This is a genomic window from Bacillus sp. S3 (assembly GCF_005154805.1).
In the GTDB taxonomy this organism is placed as follows: Bacteria; Bacillota; Bacilli; order Bacillales; family Cytobacillaceae; genus Neobacillus.
On sequence record NZ_CP039727.1, the window covers coordinates 650,357 to 670,747 of the forward strand.

Consider the following 20,391-nt stretch of genomic DNA (forward strand, 5'->3'; position numbering starts at 1 on the left):
GGAAATGAACACGGAGGCTTCAAAAAAAGCGAATGTATCTAAATGGCTTGTTGATAATGTTATATATGTAGTGTTAGTCCTTCTTGTTGTAGGGATTGTCATTGCTTCACCGGACTTCTTGTCGATGACCAACTTAATCAATATTTTGGCACAATCCTCATCAAGGATCATCATCGCACTTGGGGTTGCCGGTATCTTAATTACTGCAGGTACGGACTTGTCAGCAGGACGAATGGTCGGTCTTGCCGCTGTTATTTCGGCATCGATGCTCCAGGCTGGGGATTATGCCTATAAAATGTATCCTAACCTGCCTGAATTACCGCTGTTTGTACCGATTATAATTGCGATGGCAGCAACTGGTCTAATTGCTGCATTAAACGGTGTAGTCGTTTCGAAATTTCATGTGCCGCCGTTTATCGCAACACTCGGTATGATGATTGGGGTATACGGACTAACTTCGATTTACTTTGACCGTCCGCCATATGGCGCCCAGCCAATCGGGGGTTTAAGTGAAAAGTTTACCACTTTTGCCCAGCGTGGAATTAAAGTAGGGTCATATGAATTCCCCTATCTCATTTTGTATGCCATTATTGTCTCTCTCATTATTTGGGTAATTTGGAATAAAACTCAGCTTGGTAAAAATATGTACGCGATTGGCGGCAACCCGGAAGCCGCTAAGGTTTCCGGTGTTAACGTCGCCAAAAATCTGATTATCATCTATACGATTGCCGGTCTTCTTTATGGCTTAACAGGTACATTGGAGGCAGGCCGTGTCGGAAGTGCGACGAACAACACTGGTAACATGTACGAACTCGATGCCATTGCAGCCTGCGTTGTTGGCGGCGTATCCCTTTCCGGCGGGATTGGAACCGTTCCTGGCGTTGTCACAGGGGTATTAATTTTCCAAGTCATTAACTATGGCCTCGCATTCCTCGGCGTAAGCCCATATATCCAATTCATCGTAAAAGGCTTAATTATCATCGTTGCAGTGGCCTTCGACATGCGCAAACACGCTAAGAAAAAATAGGGTGTCAGGCACCATTCGTGGACAGTGTCCACGGGTGGTGGACACTGTCGTTTAGAATATGTTAGGATGTCCCGATGACTTTTTGGCCTTGGGGCTGTGTGTTGTTTGGATTGGGCTCTAGCGTGATTCCGATGTCATCAAAAGAGAGGTCTTTTGGCAGACGGCTGGTGATTATGCCTTTACCATTTAGGTCAGGTTTTAGGGTGCCAGCACTTTGCCGATGGCCATTCTTTAAGAGCCATACTTGATATACTTCCTCATCTTTTGTACTTGGGAGCTTAGATAACTCTATAACAAGTACGCTGTCACTGCTTTCTTGAAGAAGGTAGGCGTTTCCGCTTGCCGCAGCAGCTGAATTCATCCCCTTTAAGTCAAATGTCCGGACAATTTGCATCTGAGAACCAGTTTTGTTTTCCAATGCGGTTATGTTTTCCTTCAATTGAAGGTTACTCCAGTAAAGCCCAATCACTCCTGCTAGTAAAACTGCTGTAATACCCGCAGATAAAGCTGAAAAGTGCCTTTCTAGAACTCCTTTTAACCTATCAAGAAAATGGTGCTCTTTTCGTTCGACTTCAACAACAGGTGAAGTTGACTGATGATTAGCTGCCTTCACTTGAACTAGTGATGCTGTCCCATTTTCTTGAAAAATAAAATCCATGACCTCCGCTTTTAGTGATTCTGGGACATCCATTTCTTCGACATCATAAGAAAGCATCTGCCATGTCTCCTTTAAAGAATTTACTTCTTTCCGGCAGTGTTTACATGTTTTTAGATGGTGTTCGAATTGTGCCATTTCATGGACTGACAGTTCACCAATAATATATAAAGACAGGTTTTCGCACTTATCTTCCATGCTGAACACCTCCTGTTTCTTTACTGAAATATTTACGAAGTATTTTTAATGTTTGATGCAGCCGGCTTTTAATGGTACCAAGTGGTTTTTGTTCCATTTTCGCAATTTCACTTAAGGAATAGCCTTCCCAGTACAATAAATTGATGAGGCGCTGCTGTGGTTCGGAAAGATGTTGCTTGGCTTCTTGAATTTGCTGCTTTAATAGACTTTTTGAAACTTGCAGAGGTACACTTTCTGTTTCCTGATCCTCCATTTGCCCCCATTCATTAGGCTCAAGCTGGACACTCCCAGGCTGTTTTTGTTCTTTTCGTATACTATCAATGGCAATGTTTCGGGTAATGGTGAGCAGCCAGTTTACAAATTTGCCTTGCAGCGGGTTGTAGGGCCGTTTCACTGTCCAAATTCGGAGAAAGACTTGCTGGACAATTTCTTTCGTTTTCTCTCTATCACCTTTAGTTAATTTAAAGGAGAAACTGTAGACGAGCTTTACATATCGATCATACAGTTCTTCAAGCGCCGGTCGATGTTTTTGGATAATTAATGCAATCAGTTCCTCGTCCGTTTTTGATTTCACTGCCAAATTCTCTCCTTTATGAAAAAGTTTTACTAAGTATAAGACAAGGTAAAGAGAAAAAAGAACTGCCAAAAAGGGCAGTCCTTTCGTATCATGCTTATGGTGTAAAGGTTGTTTCGCTGTTAATGATGAACCAAACGTCCTTAACCCCTTGTCCGTTTACATCCCCAGACGCTTGATCTTTAACAAAATAATACAGCGGGTAGCCTTTATAGGTTGTTTGCTTTTCACCTGTATCCTCACGGGTAATGGTGCCGAAATCATCTTTATTAAAGCCTTCTGGAACCTCAAAGTTTTCCTTATAGAAGGATGGCCAGTTTTGCAGACATTCACCGCTGCAGTTTGAAGTATTTGGCTTATCATTTTTGAAATAGTAGAGTGCCTTACCGTCAGCATCAGTCAGATATTTGCCGGTCTTTTCATTTTCCATTAGCTGTAGTGCAGGCACATTTTCTTGAGAGGATTCTTCTGTTTTCTTGTCACTTGGTTCGTTTGACACTGCTTCTGCCTGATCATTTTTCTGTGTATCCTCCGCTTTTTCTTTAGAACTGCAGCCAACAAGCAGCACTCCTGTTAAAAGAAATAAGACAATCCAATTCCACTTTTTCATCATGTAAATCCTCCTTTTACTGATCTTTTCAATAAAGGTAACGAAGGAGGAGTAAAAACGGTTCGATAAAAAAATGAACTATTTTCAATCTAGTAAGCGGATACGGTTAAGCAATAAAAAATGTAACAATGGAGAGGATGACCGACGTAATCAACATCGCAATCAACGGCCGGGCCGCTTTAGTCCGCAGGTCCTTTAAGTTTACATTCAATCCGAGACCAACCATTGCAGTTGTCAAAATAAAGGTCGTAGCATTGGCAACGCCATCCATGGCAGTTTTTGAAAATGGAATGGATTTGCCAAGAACATAGCTTCCAAACAAACTCATCAAAATAAAGCCAATCAGGAACCAAGGAAATTCAATTTTCGAATCTCCAGCACTGCTTGAACTTTTTCTTTTTACCCAATACATTAAGATAAAGCATAAAGGAACAAGTAACAGCACCCGGCCCAATTTTGCCAAAAGGGCAATGGCTAATCCATCCGGACCTGCCGGAGCTCCAGCTAAAGCGACATGGGCAATTTCGTGGAGGCTGATTCCGCTCCAGATGCCATAATCTATCGCTGATAACGGGAGAAAAGGCCTTAGAATCGTATAGGTAATGGAAAAAATCGTCCCAACAAGTGCAATAATTCCTATACCGATAGCGGTATCTTCATCCTTTGCTTTGATAATTGGTGATACGGCTGCAATCGCTGCTGCCCCGCACACTCCAGTTCCGACCCCAAGGAGCAGGACAAGAGAGTTTTCAGCTTTCAGTAATTTTCCCAGCCATACGGTAAATAATATCGCAAAGGCAATCACACCAATATCACGTGCAAGCAGACCAAGTCCTTGATGAAGCACGATATCAATATTCAGTTTTAACCCGTATAAAATAATTGCAAAACGTAAAAAGCGTTTCGAAGAAAATTGAATCCCCGCTCGAATTTTTTCGGGATAACCGAAAAATTGCCGATACATGACTGCAATCACAATGGCACATGCAAGCGGGCCGACACGATCAAAGCCGGGAACTTTTGCTAATACGTAACCGATTGCCGCGATGACAACAGTAAAGGCGATTCCTCCTAACCATAACGCTAAGGAAGGTTTGGGCTGCGGCTTTTTTTGCTGCTGGCCTGCCTGTTCGTTTAATGAGATAGCTCTTGCACTCTGACTCCCCATTTCTATCACCTCAGTTAAGTTTCTATCCTCAGAATACTCCTGATACGTACATAAGGGAAATAAAGATATATAATAAGGATAATAATAAAACTATATAAATAAAATAGGCCAATGATTAGTAATGAGGGCAAAATGATGGGAGTCATACAAACTATCAAATCATTTACCTGAAAAATTTTATGTTTTGTCTAATGACAACTAGCAGGTGTATTATATAATTAAAATAACTGAATATTTATATAAATTATTTTATAGATTACCTTGGGTATGGAACGGTTTGCATTATGAAAGGCCGTTGCCGTTGCAGTAACTTAAATCCGCCTTTTACTCCATGAGATTTAAAACTTACATAAAACCGTTCTTCATCTCATATTAACGAGGGAGTTGTTTAGTCATGCAAAAACAAAAACTATTGATTAATGGGGAAAGACTGAAACAAGAGTTGGAAAGGTTTGCTGACTTTGGCAGGACAAAACATAATGGGGTTACAAGGTTGTCCTTATCAGATGAGGATTGCCGTGTCAGGGAGTACTTCCGGAGTTGCTGCGAAGAATTGGGGATGACGGTCAAGGTCGACGATATGGGCTGTATGTATGCAACACTAGCTGGTGCCGAGGATAAACCGCCGATTTTGATTGGCTCTCATCTGGATACGGTAAAAAAGGGCGGCCGCTTTGATGGTGTTTTGGGAGTTGTAACCGGGTTAGAAGTGGTTCGAACGATCGTTGAAAATAACCTGAAACCGCGCATTCCAATTACAATTGTAAATTTTACAAATGAAGAAGGCGCAAGGTTTGAACCTTCAATGATGGCTTCAGGTGTCCTTTCCGGCAAGTTCGATAAAGCGGATATGGTAAAAAAAGCTGATTCAGAGGGTGTTACCTTTGGGGAGGCACTGAAGGCGAGCGGGTACGAGGGGGAAGCCGAGAACCGTTTGAAAGAAGCGACTGCCTTTTTGGAATTGCATATTGAGCAAGGACCGATTTTAGAAAAAGAAGCTTTGACTATCGGTGTTGTGGAATGTGTTGTCGGGATGGCTTGTTATGAAATAGAAGTAACCGGCGAATCGGATCATGCCGGGACCACTCCAATGAACATGAGAAAGGACGCTCTGTTTGCGACCAATAACTTAATTAACGAAATCCGCAAACACTTAAGTGCAATGGACGAAGAATTAGTTTTCACCATTGGCAGAGTGAACGTATATCCGAGCATCCATACAGTGATTCCAAATAAGGTTGTGTTTACACTTGAAGCACGACACAAGGATATGGAAATCGTCAACGCCGTGAAGGATTTCATTCAAAGCCTGCCGCATTTAGGCGTTAACGAGGGCTGCGAGGTCAAGACGACCAAATTATGGAATCGGGATACGGTTTGGTTCGCACCGCAAATTTGTGATACGTTAGAACAATCAGCAGAGTCACTTGGTTTTTCTCATAAAAGAATGGTCTCAGGCGCCGGTCATGACGCGCAATTTATTGCCGGCTATGTCCCAACAGCGATGCTGTTTGTTCCGAGTATTAACGGAAAAAGCCATTGTGAAGAAGAACTTACGACCTGGGAAGATTGTGAAAAAGGGGTAAATGTAGTGTTAGATACAGTCTTAACATTATTATCAAAATAAGCAGCAACATGAATCAAATTCATCAAGCAGACTTTTTCGCTTTTACTTGCGGAAGAGTCTTTTTTTATTTATGAAACTATTACAATATTTTTATTGTAAAATAGATGGGAAAAGTGTAAAATTACACTAAAATATAAAGTGAAGATACATACATTTTACTGTGAAAGGGAGGATTATCATGGGAGGAAGATTTTTGCTTTTGTTATTTAATTTCGGTGTAATTCCTTTTGTGTTGTCTATCGTTGCATTTACCTTAATGACCACGGGACTGGATGATATTATGATTGCTGCACTTTTGCCTCTAATTATCGGCGGTTTTCTCGCAGGATATTTCATCAGTAAGAAGCGGGCTCAGTCTGGCAGATTGCCGGAACTTTTCACTCTCTTCCTTTTGCCGCTCGCCTTTACAGCTGTATTATGGGCCGTGTTTATGCTGATCAGCGGCGGGTTTTTCGGGGCAAATACCTGGCTTTTCTATTGCCTTCTTCACCTGGCACTGGCACCTATCTATTTTATCGCGATGTTTTCCGGTGAGGGAAGATTATTTCTATGGGCACCGCTCGCTTATGAGTTAGCATTTGTTGGAGGGGTATTGGCTGTAATGATAATGAGCAAGATGCGGCCAATCTTTAATTTAAAGCAGCAGCTGCTGGTATTGACTGTGTTTTTTCTTGCGATGGGTACCGGTGAAGCAGTTAAATGGCAGCGCAGTCAAACCGTTTTGCCATCCTATGGTTTTAAATATGGCGGCGGCTACTCTAGTACGGACTTAACGCCTTATGAAGTGACGAATCCAGATAATAAGCTGCCAAAGCTGACGGAGGCATCGACATTTACAATCAAGAACCCAAGCGAGATGCCGATTTTAGATGGGGCTGAAGCGGCCTTTCCGGTTTACTCGGCATTTGCCAATGCAGCCTATGAGGATATTGGAAAAGTGATGGGGGAGAAGGGAGAGGTAGTCAGTTTTACCAATACCATTTATGCCTATGAACGCCTATTATCCGGTGATGTAGATATTTACTTCGGCGCCGTTCCGTCGAAAGAGCAGCTGGAAATGGCGAAGAAGGATGGGAAAGAACTTGTCATGACTCCAATTGGCAAGGAAGCCTTTGTCTTCTTTGTCAATCCTAGTAATCAAGTTAGTAGCTTAAAGGTTTCTGAGATTAAAGAGATTTACTCTGGCAAAATGAAAAATTGGTCCGAGGTTGGCGGGAAGAATAAGAAAATTATTGCTTTTCAGCGTCCAAAAAACTCCGGCAGCCAAACACTTTTGGAAAAAATTATGGGTGATACACCAATTATGAAGCCTCTAAAGGAAGATGTACCTGAAGGGATGGGCGGAATTATTGAACAGGTAGCAGATTATCGCAATTATGATAATTCAATTGGCTTTTCATTCCGTTTCTTTGCAATTGGGATGAAGGAAAAACCAGACATTAAACTGCTGGCCATTAATGGGGTGGAACCAAATCCCGAAAACATTGCGAGCGGGAAATACCCCTTCACCGCCTCCCTCTACGCAATTACGGTGAAAGGCAACCCAAAACAGACAATACAACCATTCTTAGAGTGGATGCAGGGACCACAAGGGCAAGAGATAGTTGAAAGAATTGGCTACATTAAAGCTGCTGAGTAGGGTGTCAGGCACCATTAAAGTACATTTGTCCTCCTCAGGTGGACACGATGATGCGTTATTCCAAATGAAAAAGCGAGGAGCGTTTTTGTGGCTCTTCGCTTTTTATTTTTCACTGCTTCATAGCGAGATACGCTTCCCCTCTTTTTTAAAATAATTTATTCGCTTGGGTATTTGGTTGGCACATATCTTGCATGAGAAATAGGTGTGAGGAAAATGAACTTCATTTATTTTTCAGGAGGTGCTTTTAAGTGAATAAAATCATTTCAATTGAAGAAGCTTCATCAATGTTTTCGGACGGAATGACCATTATGGCAGGTGGATTTATGGGAGTGGGTACACCACAGGCACTTGTCAATGCCATGCTTGAAGCAGAGGTTAAGGATATTACTTTGATTGCGAATGACACCGCTTTCGTCGAAACCGGCGTAGGGCCATTAATTGTAAACAAACGGGTAAAGAAAGTAATTGCCTCCCATATCGGAACGAACCCGGAAACAGGCCGGCAAATGATTGCTGGTGAAATGGAAGTGGAGCTTGTTCCCCAGGGAACACTTGCGGAACGTGTACGTGCCGGGGGGGCCGGTCTTGGCGGGGTATTGACCCCGACAGGTGTTGGAACGGTTGTTGAAGAGGGGAAAGAAAAGATTATGGTCGATGGACAGGAGTATCTGCTCGAAAAACCACTGCGTGCAGAAGTTGCCCTTCTTAAGGCATTTAAAGCAGATAGAGCGGGAAATTTGATTTATCATCGATCCGCTCGGAACTTCAATCCGTTGATGGCGTTGGCTGCTGATACTGTGATTGTTCAGGTGGAGCAGCTTGTGGAAGTCGGCGAGATTGACCCGGATGAGGTTATGACCCCAGGAATCCTAGTTGATAAAATTTTTGTTCAGGGAGGATGTCAATCATGAACAGCACGCTCGTAAATCCAAAGCAATTAATCGCTGCCCGAGTAGCGAAGGAATTGAAGGACGGGGATGTAGTCAACCTGGGAATCGGATTGCCAACGATGGTGCCGAACTTTCTGCCAGAGGACGTCAACGTGATCCTTCAATCGGAGAATGGCTATATTGGCCTCGGACCCTTGGAAGGAGAGATTGACCCTGATTTAGTCAATGCCGGTGGACAGCATTCCAGTATTCTTCCTGGTGGTGCTTTTTTCGACAGTCTTTTCTCATTCGAATTAATCCGTGGGGGGCATGTGGACGTAACTGTTCTAGGCGGATTAGAAGTAGATGCAAAAGGAAATCTTGCCAATTGGATGGTTCCTGGAAAAATGGTTCCCGGCATGGGCGGGGCAATGGACTTGGTCACAGGGGCGAAGAAAGTTATTGTCGCGATGGAGCATATGGCCAAAAATGGATCGTCAAAAGTACTTGAACAATGCCGTTTGCCCCTTACCGGAAAAAGTGTTGTCGATTTGATTGTCACGGAATTAGCTGTTTTTTGCGTAACTGACGAAGGATTGGTTCTAGAAGAACTTCAAGAGGGTGCTGATTTAGCGACGGTAAGGGAAAAAACAGAGGCAGCGTTTATTGTTAGCCCTAGATTAAAAATACAGGAGGAATCGATTCATGCGTGATGTTGTAATTGTAAGCGCTGTTCGGACAGCCATTGGCAGTTTTATGGGGACTTTAAGTAATACCCCTGCCGTAGAGTTAGGTGCACTGGTAATCAAGGAAGCGTTAAACCATGCGGGCATAAAAGGCGACCAAGTGGATGAAGTGGTAATGGGAAATGTTCTTCAAGCCGGCCTTGGCCAAGGCCCTGCCCGCCAAGCTGCTATGAAAGCAGGCTTGCCCATAGAGGTTTCTTCGATGGCCATCAATAAACTCTGCGGCTCTGGATTAAAGGCCGTGCATCTCGCCACTCAGGCGATTCAAACCGGGGAGGCTGAAATTGTTGTCGCCGGCGGAATGGAAAATATGAGTCTAGCACCTTACCTATTGACGGATGGCCGGACTGGATACAGGATGGGCGATGGGAAAATCATCGACAGTATGATACAGGATGGTTTGCAATGTGCCTTGAATTCCTGCCATATGGGGGTGACAGCAGAAAATATCGCGGAGCAGTATGGCTTAAGCCGAGAAGAACAGGATGCGTTTTCTGCTTGGAGCCAGCAAAAGGCAGAAGCAGCAATCAACGAAGGGAAGTTCAAGGATGAGATCGTTCCCGTCGTGATTCCACAGCGAAAGGGCGAGCCTATCGTTTTTGAAACAGATGAATTTCCACGTGCCGGGGTAACAGCCGAAAAGCTTGCAAAACTAAAGCCTGCTTTTAAAAAGGAAGGAACCGTTACAGCTGGAAATGCCTCTGGTATAAATGATGGGGCGGCCGCGCTAGTCCTAATGAGCAGGGAAAAGGCAAGCGAACTAGGCATTAAACCAATGGCGGTAATCCGCGGCAATGGCACGGCTGGAGTGGACCCGAAAATAATGGGCATTGGGCCCGTGCCTGCTACTAAAAAGGCTTTGGAAAAGGCAGGACTGACAATGGAGGAGATAGACTTAGTCGAAGCAAACGAAGCCTTTGCCGCGCAGTCGCTGGCAGTCGAACGTGAACTGCAAATTGCAAATGAAAAGCTAAATGTCAATGGCGGTGCCATTGCCTTAGGTCACCCGATTGGTGCCAGTGGTGCACGGGTACTTGTCACCTTACTGCACGAGATGAAACGCCGGGATGCACGTTTCGGGCTGGCAGCACTTTGCATCGGTGGCGGTCAAGGGATTGCGACCATTGTGGAAATGGAATAATTGTGGGGTTCCTAACCACAGCCGGGGTCATGCGTGCAAGAAAGCGATTCCGAAAAGGCGGAAAATTCCGTTTTTTCGGAATTACACCTTGGTTATTTTCCGGAAAAGCGGAATTTCATTTCAAAATAACAGGTAGGTTTTTTAATTTAATTATGTTTATAAACTTAGAAATATGTATTTTAATTGAATAATAGAGGCAATACTTTTATTTTTCAGAAAAGGTGATAAAGTTGGCATGAAAATTGCAACTAAATTATGTAAGTTTCAATTTGTAAACGCTTACCCATTAACAGCTATGTGAAGCTTACAAAAAACAAAAAAGGGGGATTTGCATGCAATTATTTATTATTCTTTTGTCACTTGGACTGCTGATGTTTGTTGCCTACCGGGGTTTTTCAGTTATCTTATTTGCGCCACTCTGTGCACTTTTGGCGGTACTGCTTGTTGACCCAAGCCATGTTTTACCGTTCTTCTCAGGTGTGTTCATGGAAAAAATGGTTGGGTTTATTAAATCCTACTTCCCAGTCTTCTTATTAGGCGCCATTTTTGGGAAGGTAGTGGAAATGTCGGGGATTGCTGAGTCCATTGCCAAGACCATTGTCCGCATGCTTGGTGCAAAACGCGCCATGCTGACGATTGTGTTATTGGGGGCTATTTTAACCTACAGCGGTGTAAGTCTATTCGTAGCTGTTTTTGCCATTTATCCATTTGCTGCACAAATGTTCAAACAAGCTGATATTCCGAAGCGGCTCATCCCAGGGACCATAGCACTTGGTGCCTTTACCTTTACGATGGATGCTTTACCGGGAACGCCGCAAATTCAAAACGTCATTCCAATAGCCTTCTTTAAAACGAATATTTATGCCGCGCCAACACTTGGCATCATCGGGGCTATTTTTGTCTTAGGTCTTGGACTGCTATATCTGGAGATGAGAAGGAAAAAGGCGGAAAAAGCAGGAGAAGGGTACTATGGCTTCAAAAAAGAGACTGCTGCAGCCGTAGAGTTGGCAGTATCAGAGGAAAAGGATGAATCTGCCCCTGATTTAACTTCTAGTCAATCTGTTTTCAAACAAATAATGGCATTTGTCCCGCTGATTCTCGTAGGGGTGACAAATAAACTATTCATTACCTACATACCAAAATGGTATCCGAATGGCTTTGATTTTTCAGCGATCGGTTTAAAAGCCTATTCAGTAGATGTAGCGGCGGTTGCAGCGATTTGGGCGATTGAAATGGCGCTAGTCGTCGGGATTGTCTCGTCACTTGCTTACAATTGGAAGCGCGTTACCGTGAATTTTAAAGAAGGTCTAAATCTAAGTATTGCCGGTGCCTTGCTTGCCACCATGAATACAGGGGCCGAATACGGGTTTGGCGGGATTATTTCCTCACTTCCAGGCTTTGCGAAAATTAGTGATGGTATCTCGAATACCTTTACGAATCCGCTTGTCAATGGTGCTGTAACAACTAGTTCCCTTGCCGGTATTACCGGGTCTGCCTCCGGTGGAATGGGGATTGCGTTAGGGGCGATGGCTGATAAATACAATCAGGCGATAGCGGCAGCTAATATTCCGCCAGAAGTCATGCACCGTGTTGTCGCGATGGCATCGGGTGGAATGGATACACTTCCGCATAACGGGGCCGTTATTACCTTGCTTGCTGTTACAGGATTAACTCACAAGCAATCGTACCGCGATATTTTCGCTATTACCATCATTAAAACAATAGCTGTTTTCTTCGTCATCGCGCTTTATTCTATCTTTGGAATTATTTAAAAGTCCGTTAGTCATTTAAGGAGGATCTTGTATGAAAAAGTCATTAGAAGGAAAAACAGCATTTATTACAGGTTCTGCAAGTGGGATTGGATTGGAAATCGCAAAAACTTTTGCACAGGAAGGCGCGAAAGTGGTGATTTCAGATGTACATGCCGAAAAAAGTAAACAGGTAGCGGCTGCATTAAAAGAGCAGGGGTTTGAAGCATTGTCAGCTCCATGTGATGTTACGAATGAAGAAGCTTTCAAAAAAAGCCTTCAGTCAGCATACGAAACATTTGGAAGCCTAGATATTTTAGTGAATAATGCCGGAATGCAATACGTTTCGCCAATTGAGGAATTTCCTACTGAAAAATTCGAGCTGCTCTTAAAAATCATGCTTACTGCTCCGTTTATCGGGATAAAGCATGTATTCCCGATAATGAAAAAGCAAGGATTCGGTCGAGTTATTAATATGGCCTCCATTAATGGGGTCATCGGGTTTGCAGGGAAGGCTGCCTATAATAGTGCAAAGCACGGTGTAATTGGTTTGACGAAGGTTGCCGCATTAGAAGGTGCTGCACATGGAATTACCGTGAATGCCCTATGCCCTGGCTATGTTGATACGCCGCTCGTACGAAATCAGCTGGGAGATTTGGCTAGAACAAGAAATGTTAGCTTAGACAGTGTAATTGAAGAGGTTCTATTCCCGCTCGTGCCGCAAAGAAGGCTTTTATCCGTAACGGAAATTGCAGACTATGCTGTCTTTTTGGCTAGTGATAAAGGCAGAGGCGTTACTGGTCAGGCGGTTATTTTGGATGGCGGATACACTGCTCAATAATAGAGTTCTAGAATCCTATTCGATTACAGGGAATAGGATTCTTTTTATCGGGGTAACAGCCAATTTACTTTTTGTTATAATGAACTTATCAAATCTAGCAAGGGCGTGAAAAGATGCACCGAGGAATGGAAGCGATTCCACTTAATTGGCATGAGCAAATCATTAATCTTCTGGCAGAACGAATTGTTGTGGTCGATCGTGACGGTATTATTCTCTATATAAATGAGGCTTATTGTGAGTTTTTAGGAACGACCGTTGCAGAGGCCATCAACCGCCCCGTACAAGATGTGATTGAAAATACGCGTATGCACATCGTCGCTAAAACAGGCCAAAAAGAGCTTGCTGCAGTTCATCCGATAAACGGAAGTGAAATGGTTGCAAACCGCTTTCCGCTGATTGTAGATGGTGAAATCGTAGGCGCCTTAGGAACAGTGATGTTTCGTAATCCTGAGGAATGGCGGATGTATAAAACAAAGATTCAGAATCTGGCGGAAGAACTGAAATATTATAAAACAAAAGTGGAAAAAGAGTTAAAAAGTAAATACCATTTTCATGATTTAATTGGAAATAGTGCATCATTTCTCGCTGCAAAAAAACTAGCTGAACGTATCTCTGCCAGCAATTCTTCTGTGTTATTAACGGGTGAGTCAGGTACTGGGAAGGAATTATTTGCCCATGCCATTCACAACGATAGCGGTCGGTCGACCCTGCCATTTGTTGCCATCAACTGCGCATCGATTCCAGAGCATTTACTAGAATCAGAATTATTCGGCTATGATGAAGGGGCTTTTACCGGTGCGAAACGGGGCGGAAAGAAGGGGCAGTTTGAAGTTGCAAATAATGGAACCTTGTTTTTAGATGAAATCGGTGATATGCCGCTATCGATGCAAAGTAAGCTTTTGCGAGTTTTACAAGAAAAAGAAGTGCAGCGGGTAGGCGGACAAAAATCTGTCCCTATTGATGTCCGAATCATTGCTGCTACCCATCGCGATTTAGAAAAAATGGTGGAAGAAGGGAAGTTCCGTCAGGATTTATATTACCGGTTAAATGTAATCAAAATCGAGATACCTCCACTAAGAAAGCGAAAAGCGGACATTCCATTAATTTCTATGACACTATTGAAAAAGATGGAAGGTAAATTTTTTCGAAGAGGAATTGAACTTTCTACGGAGGTAGAACAAAGGCTGATGCAGCATACATGGCCGGGAAACATTCGTGAACTTGAAAATGTGCTTGAGCGGGCGATCAATGTGTTAGACGGTAAAATGATTGACGTATACCACCTGCCGCTATATTTACGAGACCAAGAGTTGGTGGCCAGCCACATGAACGAAACAAATACGGTTATGAAGGATCCTTTAGTAAATAAGCAACTATCGATCTCTCCATTAAAGGATGCGCTTGCCAAAGTTGAAAAGGAAGCGATTCTCCAAGCACTGGCCGTGACAAATGGAAATAAGCAGGATGCCGCCAAGCTGCTGGAAATAGGAAAAACCAGTTTTTATGAAAAATGCAAATTGCATGATATTAAATAGGAATGGGGCTTGGTTTCAAACTAATAAATTCTCTTGCTTATATGGATGAAAATTCCAATAAAAAGTATATCTACCATATGGAAATAGTACTAACTGTAGTTTAAGATAAGAGAGAATAGGATAAATTCGACATAGTATGGGTGGGAGTCAGTTGGTTCTTTTAGACTACATTATTAATCTCTCGATATTTTCACTATTAGTAAGTACGCCGTTAATCATTCGTTCATTCATTAATCTTAAACCGCTGAAGCAGGTTGATTTTTGGGTCGGATTGTATGGTGGAATTGTTTCGGTTATCCTCGTAGCGCTATCTTTTCAACAAAATGGGTACTCCTATGACATTCGCTACGCCCCAGTCATTCTGGTTTTTGCCTATTTTGGACCCGCACCAGGCTTTATTACCGGGATATTTGCTTTGACCTCCAGACTGTTTTCAAGTGGTCATTGGGGTCCGGCTATTATCGGATGGACCATCATCATGATTGTTTTTTCTCTCATCCATTTGTATACAAAGCGTCTTACCCCTGTGAAAAAAAGTGTTATTTTATATGGAGCTTATCTATTCATCTATGTAATCATTATACCCATCATATTTAACGTATTTAGAGATGAACCTTTCTTCCATTTTCAATATCTATTATTCGTGATGTTAGGTGTCATCATTGGGGTATTACTTATTGAGTCATATTTAAAGCTGTATCGCTTAAATAATCGATTATCGGAAATGTACAAAATGGTGGAGGCAAGTGAATCAAAGTACCGCCTTATCGCAGAGAATACGTCTGACCTCATCATGGTGATGAATAAAGAGCAGTCGATCAGTTATTTCTCTCCTTCGCACGAGCATGTGTTAGGATTCCAATGCTGTGAACTGGAAAGGATTGAATTATGCAAGTTTATTCATCCGGACGATGTGACGAAGTTTCAAATGGCAATCTTGAAGATGTTTGAACAGAAAGAGTCCCAATCATTGGAGTTTCGTTTGAAGCATAAGGAAGACCGCTGGATTGAAGTGGAGTCCCGCTGTATGCCTGTTAAAGGCGAAAAAGAAGCGATAGAGAATATCGTCCTGATCAGCCGTGATATCTCCGAACGGAAAAAATCCGAAGAAATTCTTTTGCAATCTGAAAAGCTCTCGATTGTCGGAGAATTAGCTGCCGGAGTAGCCCATGAAATTCGCAATCCTCTTACCACCATTAAAGGCTTTGTTCAATTATATAAAGCGGAAAATAGTTCGATTGAATATAATGACCTGCTTTTAAGTGAATTAGAAAGGATTGAAAGTATTACTAGCGGACTTCTCACATTGGGGAAACCGCAAGCCGTGCAGCTCAACGTAATTGATGTAAGAGACTTAATTGAAAATACACTCGAGTTATTATCACCCCAGGCTCTTTTGAACAACATTCAATTTAACTTACAGTTTGAGGAATCATCATTTATGATTACAGGGGAAAAGAATCAATTAAAGCAGGTGTTCTTAAATATTTTCAAGAACGCGATAGAGGCAATGCCGCAGGGCGGAGACATTCAGGTTAACCTTCGAAAGGGGCTGACAGATGAGTGCATTATTTCTGTTCAAGATCAAGGCTGCGGCATCCCCGAGGAATTACTGCCTCGCTTAGGTGAGCCTTTCTATAGTTTAAAAGAAAAAGGAACAGGACTCGGCATCATGATCTGCCACAAAATCCTAAAACAGCACCACGGCAGCATAGTCTATAAAAGCAAATTAAAAGAAGGAACCATAGTCGAAATAAAACTGCCATTGGCAAGTTGAGAATAATAGTAAGGGTGTCAGGCACCACCCGTGGACAATGTCCACGAATGGTGCCTGACACCCTTTATACTATGTGCGGATTGCAAATGGTGCCTGACACCCTATGATTTGGTTTTGAGTTTGGAGGTGATCCGCAGTCCGTATTCGATTACTTTTTCGGTTAATAGGTTTTGTTTTTCTTCTGTTACATTGTAATTGACATAACCGATGCTTAGTGCGCCGATGAGTTCGTTCATTTGATTAAAGAGCGGGGCCGCGACGGCAGAGGTGCCCGGTGTTCTCTCACCGTGACTCTCTCCAAATCCTTGTTTTCGAACCTTTCTTAATAATTGCAAGAAATCCTCTTTATCCTCCACTGGCACCAATGAATCAACAATTAGGGCTGCCTCCTTCATCGGCATATTTGCGAGCATCACTTTATTTGCCGCCCCAATATGCAAAGGAATTCGGATCCCAAGTTGGTCATAGATACGGATAGGGTTATGCGGACAATCGATTCTTTCGACGACCAGCGATTCTAACCCAGTTGGTTTACTAAAGTAAACACTTTCCTCCACTTCACGCATTAACTGCTCCATTTCGGGACGTATCAGCCCTACAAAATCAAAGGTATCATACATTTGCAATCCGTATTCTAGCCATGTGTTCCCCATTGAATAGAGTTTCAGCTCGGGATCCTGTTGGATTAACCCATGTGATTTCATCGATTGCAAAAGCCGGTGCATCGTACTAACCGGTAAGTCACATTCCTTCGACAAATCGGTAATCGAGTACCATTTTTTCGTTTCATTTCTAGCAAGAACTTTGATTACTTGCATAGCCCTATCAATTGTCTGCACAGTATCATCCCCATAAAATTTATCTCTTTCAATAGAAAGTTATTAATTTGATTTATCTGTTATCAGTAAATTCGAAATATATTGACATGCGTTTCTTGCTCCTATAATATCATATTATAAGTTTTCCTGTCAGGGGAAATGCATTCCATTATACGGAAAAGGGAGGAAAAAAACTTGGTATCGTCGATGTACAAAAAACTAAATACTGTAATCGTTAAACACCCAAAGGATGCCTTTCAGAGTCAAGAGCATCTGCGAAATGAATGGAAGAAATTCAACTATATAAATGAACCTAATTTTATGAAGGCACAGAATGAATATGAACAGTTTCTTTCGATTATGAAGGAACATGTGGGCCAAATTGAGTTTTTACCAGTATCCGAACGGGTCGGCTTGGATTCTCTTTATGCCCACGACCCTGTTAAGTTCACGAAAAAGGGCGCGATTATATTAAAATCAGGAAAAAAACTGCGTCAGCCGGAAGCAGAAGTGTATAAGGAATTTTTACAAGAAAAGGAGATTCCAATATTAGGTGAATTGTCTGGTGATGCGGTTGCCGACGGTGGGGATCTTGTTTGGCTGGATGATCGTACATTATTAATTGGGCGCGGTTATCGAACAAATGACGAGGCAATCCGCCAAATCAAGGAGATGACAAAGGATTTAGTCGACGAATGTATAGTTGTTCAGCTGCCGCATGACCACGGGGAAGAAGAGTGTCTGCATCTGATGTCTTTTATCAGTATTGTAGATGAAAACTTGGCAGTTGTTTATTCGCGACTCATGCCTGTCTTTCTAAGGCAAATGCTAATTGAGCGCGGTTTTCAACTGATTGAAGTACCAGATAATGAATACGGCCGGCTTGGCTGCAACGTACTTGCTTTAGCACCAAGAGTTTGTGTTATGGCTTATGGAAGCCCTTACACAAAGGAACAGTTAATCGAAGCAGGAGCAACTGTCTATGAATATGAAGGAAATGAAATCTCTTATTTAGGAACAGGAGGACCAACATGCTTAACATGTCCAGTAAGTCGCGGGTAGAACAAATGAAGGGAGGAGCCAACATGTTTAAAAACACGATTGTCAAAACACCTGGGGAAAGTTATGTCAACGGATTAACGACTTCCGATTTAGGGATTCCTAATTTGGAAAAAGCATTAGAACAGCATGCTGCATATATTGATGCATTGAAGACATGCGGGGTAGATGTGACCATCCTGCCTAGCAATAACGAATATCCGGACTCGACATTCGTTGAGGATACCGCTGTGCTGACACCGGGCTTTGCGGTTATTAGCAATCCAGGCGCTCTTACCCGTAATGGAGAGATTCAAGAAATGGAACCTGCAGTCAAGTCATTCTATGAAAATATTTACTATATAAAAGCTCCCGGAACGCTGGATGGCGGCGATATTTTACAAATAGAGGATCATTTTTATATTGGAATATCTGCAAGGACAAACCAGCAGGGAGCTGAGCAATTAAAACAAATTTTAGAATTAGAAAACTATAAAGCTACTATTGTTCATTTAGATAAGTTCTTTCATTTAAAAACTGGAATTGCCTATTTAGGAAACCAAACGATTGTTGTGGCCGGGGAGTTTATCGACCATCCGGATTTCAATTCTTATTCAAAAATTATTGTCCCTCCTGAGGAAGAGTATGCGGCAAATTGTATTCGCGTGAATGATTATGTCATCATTCCGGCGGGATACCCGGTTACAAAACAACAAATTAACGATGCTGGCTATCAAACCATTGAGCTTGAAATGTCGGAATTTCGAAAATTAGATGGTGGATTAAGCTGCTTGTCATTACGGTTTTAGGAACAATCTGCACAGCACAATACGAGGGGTGTGAGAAGGATGGTCGGACAAGAGGGTCAGGAAAATCAATTGAATCGGTCCATGAAACGGCGGCACTTATTTATGCTTTCGTTAGGGGGAGTTATTGGAACGGGGCTGTTTCTAAACGCAGGTTATACGATTAATCAGGCGGGAGCAGGAGGAGCTTTAATAGGGTATTTATTTGGCGGGATCATTTTATACCTTGTCATGGTGTGCTTGGGGGAGCTTGCGGTTCATATGCCTGTTACTGGCTCTTTTCAAACGTACGCTAGTAAATTTATCAGTCCATCGGCGGGATTTTCGTTAGGGTGGATGTATTTTATTGGATCGGCCACAACGGCAGGGGTTGAGTTTACCGCTGCCGGTATCTTGATGAAACGCTGGTTTCCGGATATCTCTGTCTGGATTTGGTGTGCTATTTTTATTGCATTGTTATTTGTCCTTAATGCCTTGACGACAAGAGGCTTTGCAGAAGCCGAGTATTGGTTTGCCGGCATTAAAGTAGTGGCAGTTATTTTCTTTATTATTATTGGGGCCGGGGCTATTTTTGGTGTGATTCCCTTAGAAAACAGACCCGCGCCATTTTTAGAGAATTTAGCACCCACTGGTTTATTTCCAGCAGGGATTGCGATTCTGTTTGTTACAATGATGAATGTTATCTTTTCCTACCAAGGGTCGGAGCTAATCGGGATTGCGGCTGGAGAAAGTGAGGAGCCTCAGAAAAATATCCCTCGTGCCATTCGAAATGTTCTTATTAGAATTATCGTCTTTTATCTTGCATCGATTATTATCTTATCTGCCATATTTCCTACCAAGGAACTCGGTTTATTAGAAAGCCCATTTGTGACATTGATGGATTTAGCGGGGATTCCTTTCGCACCGGATATTATGAATTTTGTCATCCTGACGGCGATTTTATCAGTAGGAAACTCGTGTATTTATGCATCAACACGTCTGCTTTGGGCGATGGCGCATGATGGGATGGCACCGAAGCTGTTTGGAAAATTGTCCAAACGCAAGGTTCCCTTTACAGCCCTTGTGTTTACAATGATTTTCTCTCTATTATCTTTACTGACAAGCGTTGTAGCAGCTGATACAGTGTTTGTTCTATTAATGTCTATCGCAGGGATTTCGGTTACGATTTCTTGGATCGGTATTGCCCTCTCGCAATTGATGTTCCGTCGTAAATACCTAAAGGCCGGCGGGAAATTAGAGGACTTACAGTACAAAGTTCCTTTTTATCCATTAATCCCGCTCATTTGTATCATTTTCTGTGTCTCAATCCTAATATTCCTGGCATTCGACCCAACCCAATTAGTTGGCCTCCTAGTCGGCATAGGATTCCTACTCACCTGCTACCTATTCTATTACATTAAAAACAAAAAAAGCGGGCAGACCAGCCCAGAAATAGAAACGGAAACGAACTCGGGAACGAACTCGGAAACGAAAACACTATAGAGAGTTACTAAAGGGTGTCAGGCACCATTCGTGGACAGTGTCCACCCTAGATGGACACTGCTCGAACTGATGGGTGCTGTCCCTATTTTCTT

Annotated in this window: 18 protein-coding genes; 13 read left to right on the plus strand and 5 right to left on the minus strand. The window is 42.6% G+C overall.

All coding sequences use genetic code 11. The features are described 5' to 3' along the window. Positions 1-4 precede the first annotated feature (4 nt). A complete protein-coding gene (gene mglC / locus FAY30_RS03005; RefSeq protein ID WP_149868504.1) occupies positions 5-1,027 on the plus strand; it encodes a galactose/methyl galactoside ABC transporter permease MglC in 1,023 nt (340 codons plus the stop codon). A gap of 61 nt (positions 1,028-1,088) precedes the next feature. On the opposite strand, the gene FAY30_RS03010 is transcribed toward mglC, so the two are convergent. The 4 genes from FAY30_RS03010 to FAY30_RS03025 form a co-directional block, all read right to left on the minus strand. Beyond that, complete coding sequence (locus FAY30_RS03010; protein ID WP_149868505.1) at positions 1,089-1,880, minus strand: anti-sigma factor; 792 nt, start codon at positions 1,878-1,880, stop codon at positions 1,089-1,091. Further along, positions 1,870-2,454: an RNA polymerase sigma factor gene (locus FAY30_RS03015; protein ID WP_149868506.1), complete on the minus strand. Its 585-nt coding sequence runs from the start codon at positions 2,452-2,454 to the stop codon at positions 1,870-1,872. The genes FAY30_RS03010 and FAY30_RS03015 overlap by 11 nt, the downstream gene beginning before the upstream one ends. A gap of 97 nt (positions 2,455-2,551) precedes the next feature. Beyond that, entirely contained in the window at positions 2,552-3,064 is a 513-nt protein-coding gene (locus tag FAY30_RS03020; protein ID WP_149872568.1) for a hypothetical protein, read from the minus strand. 106 nt (positions 3,065-3,170) lie between these two features. Beyond that, entirely contained in the window at positions 3,171-4,232 is a 1,062-nt protein-coding gene (locus FAY30_RS03025) for a YeiH family protein (protein ID WP_149868507.1), read from the minus strand. 394 nt (positions 4,233-4,626) lie between these two features. Here FAY30_RS03025 and FAY30_RS03030 point away from each other — a divergent pair, with 394 nt between their 5' ends. The 9 genes from FAY30_RS03030 to FAY30_RS03070 all read left to right on the plus strand — a co-directional run bounded on the left by FAY30_RS03030 (position 4,627) and on the right by FAY30_RS03070 (position 16,155). Beyond that, positions 4,627-5,859: a Zn-dependent hydrolase gene (locus FAY30_RS03030; protein ID WP_149868508.1), complete on the plus strand. Its 1,233-nt coding sequence runs from the start codon at positions 4,627-4,629 to the stop codon at positions 5,857-5,859. Between the two features lie 178 nt (positions 5,860-6,037). After that, complete coding sequence (locus FAY30_RS03035; protein WP_149868509.1) at positions 6,038-7,498, plus strand: substrate-binding domain-containing protein; 1,461 nt, start codon at positions 6,038-6,040, stop codon at positions 7,496-7,498. Positions 7,499-7,746: 248 nt separating this feature from the next. Continuing rightward, positions 7,747-8,409 carry an acetate CoA-transferase subunit alpha gene (gene atoD / locus FAY30_RS03040; protein WP_149868510.1) on the plus strand — a complete coding sequence of 221 codons (663 nt, stop codon included), beginning with the start codon at positions 7,747-7,749 and terminating at the stop codon, positions 8,407-8,409. Beyond that, positions 8,406-9,080, plus strand: a complete 675-nt coding sequence (locus tag FAY30_RS03045; protein ID WP_149868511.1) for a 3-oxoacid CoA-transferase subunit B — start codon at positions 8,406-8,408, stop codon at positions 9,078-9,080. The genes atoD and FAY30_RS03045 overlap by 4 nt, the downstream gene beginning before the upstream one ends. Further along, a complete protein-coding gene (locus tag FAY30_RS03050; protein ID WP_149868512.1) occupies positions 9,073-10,254 on the plus strand; it encodes an acetyl-CoA C-acetyltransferase in 1,182 nt (393 codons plus the stop codon). Before FAY30_RS03045 ends, FAY30_RS03050 begins: the two co-directional genes overlap by 8 nt. A 332-nt stretch (positions 10,255-10,586) precedes the next feature. Further along, the gene (locus tag FAY30_RS03055) at positions 10,587-12,026 is read left to right on the plus strand and encodes a GntP family permease (RefSeq protein WP_149868513.1); all 1,440 of its coding nucleotides are present in this window, start codon (positions 10,587-10,589) and stop codon (positions 12,024-12,026) included. Positions 12,027-12,057: 31 nt separating this feature from the next. After that, on the plus strand, positions 12,058-12,843 hold the full coding sequence (locus FAY30_RS03060) for a 3-hydroxybutyrate dehydrogenase (RefSeq protein WP_149868514.1): 786 nt from the start codon (positions 12,058-12,060) through the stop codon (positions 12,841-12,843). A gap of 113 nt (positions 12,844-12,956) precedes the next feature. Further along, entirely contained in the window at positions 12,957-14,378 is a 1,422-nt protein-coding gene (locus FAY30_RS03065) for a sigma-54 interaction domain-containing protein (RefSeq protein WP_149868515.1), read from the plus strand. Positions 14,379-14,529: 151 nt separating this feature from the next. Then, positions 14,530-16,155 (plus strand): ATP-binding protein, encoded by a 1,626-nt coding sequence (locus FAY30_RS03070; RefSeq protein WP_149868516.1) that lies wholly within the window; start codon positions 14,530-14,532, stop codon positions 16,153-16,155. A 101-nt stretch (positions 16,156-16,256) separates the two neighbouring features. Here the strand turns inward: FAY30_RS03070 and FAY30_RS03075 are convergent, their stop codons facing one another. After that, positions 16,257-16,994: an IclR family transcriptional regulator gene (locus FAY30_RS03075; protein WP_149868517.1), complete on the minus strand. Its 738-nt coding sequence runs from the start codon at positions 16,992-16,994 to the stop codon at positions 16,257-16,259. Positions 16,995-17,180: 186 nt separating this feature from the next. Between FAY30_RS03075 and FAY30_RS03080 the strand changes: the two genes are divergently transcribed. From FAY30_RS03080 to FAY30_RS03090, 3 genes are read left to right on the plus strand one after another with little or no spacing between them, the layout of a single operon-like run. Continuing rightward, a complete protein-coding gene (locus FAY30_RS03080) occupies positions 17,181-18,035 on the plus strand; it encodes a dimethylarginine dimethylaminohydrolase family protein (RefSeq protein WP_223820968.1) in 855 nt (284 codons plus the stop codon). A gap of 23 nt (positions 18,036-18,058) precedes the next feature. Next, the gene (locus tag FAY30_RS03085) at positions 18,059-18,820 is read left to right on the plus strand and encodes a dimethylarginine dimethylaminohydrolase family protein (RefSeq protein ID WP_149868519.1); all 762 of its coding nucleotides are present in this window, start codon (positions 18,059-18,061) and stop codon (positions 18,818-18,820) included. A 39-nt stretch (positions 18,821-18,859) separates the two neighbouring features. Continuing rightward, positions 18,860-20,299, plus strand: coding sequence for an amino acid permease (locus FAY30_RS03090; RefSeq protein ID WP_149868520.1), 1,440 nt, complete (start codon positions 18,860-18,862; stop codon positions 20,297-20,299). Positions 20,300-20,391 lie beyond the last annotated feature (92 nt).

Bases quoted from the DNA above. Each gene is read 5' to 3' on its own strand.
- mglC (WP_149868504.1), top strand. From the start codon at position 5: ATGAACACGGAGGCTTCAAAAAAAGCGAATGTATCTAAATGGCTTGTT.
- FAY30_RS03010 (WP_149868505.1), bottom strand. From the start codon at position 1,880: ATGGAAGATAAGTGCGAAAACCTGTCTTTATATATTATTGGTGAACTG.
- FAY30_RS03020 (WP_149872568.1), bottom strand. From the start codon at position 3,064: ATGAAAAAGTGGAATTGGATTGTCTTATTTCTTTTAACAGGAGTGCTG.
- FAY30_RS03025 (WP_149868507.1), bottom strand. From the start codon at position 4,232: ATGGGGAGTCAGAGTGCAAGAGCTATCTCATTAAACGAACAGGCAGGC.
- FAY30_RS03030 (WP_149868508.1), top strand. From the start codon at position 4,627: ATGCAAAAACAAAAACTATTGATTAATGGGGAAAGACTGAAACAAGAG.
- FAY30_RS03035 (WP_149868509.1), top strand. From the start codon at position 6,038: ATGGGAGGAAGATTTTTGCTTTTGTTATTTAATTTCGGTGTAATTCCT.
- FAY30_RS03045 (WP_149868511.1), top strand. From the start codon at position 8,406: ATGAACAGCACGCTCGTAAATCCAAAGCAATTAATCGCTGCCCGAGTA.
- FAY30_RS03050 (WP_149868512.1), top strand. From the start codon at position 9,073: ATGCGTGATGTTGTAATTGTAAGCGCTGTTCGGACAGCCATTGGCAGT.
- FAY30_RS03055 (WP_149868513.1), top strand. From the start codon at position 10,587: ATGCAATTATTTATTATTCTTTTGTCACTTGGACTGCTGATGTTTGTT.
- FAY30_RS03060 (WP_149868514.1), top strand. From the start codon at position 12,058: ATGAAAAAGTCATTAGAAGGAAAAACAGCATTTATTACAGGTTCTGCA.
- FAY30_RS03065 (WP_149868515.1), top strand. From the start codon at position 12,957: ATGCACCGAGGAATGGAAGCGATTCCACTTAATTGGCATGAGCAAATC.
- FAY30_RS03080 (WP_223820968.1), top strand. From the start codon at position 17,181: ATGTACAAAAAACTAAATACTGTAATCGTTAAACACCCAAAGGATGCC.
- FAY30_RS03085 (WP_149868519.1), top strand. From the start codon at position 18,059: ATGTTTAAAAACACGATTGTCAAAACACCTGGGGAAAGTTATGTCAAC.
- FAY30_RS03090 (WP_149868520.1), top strand. From the start codon at position 18,860: ATGGTCGGACAAGAGGGTCAGGAAAATCAATTGAATCGGTCCATGAAA.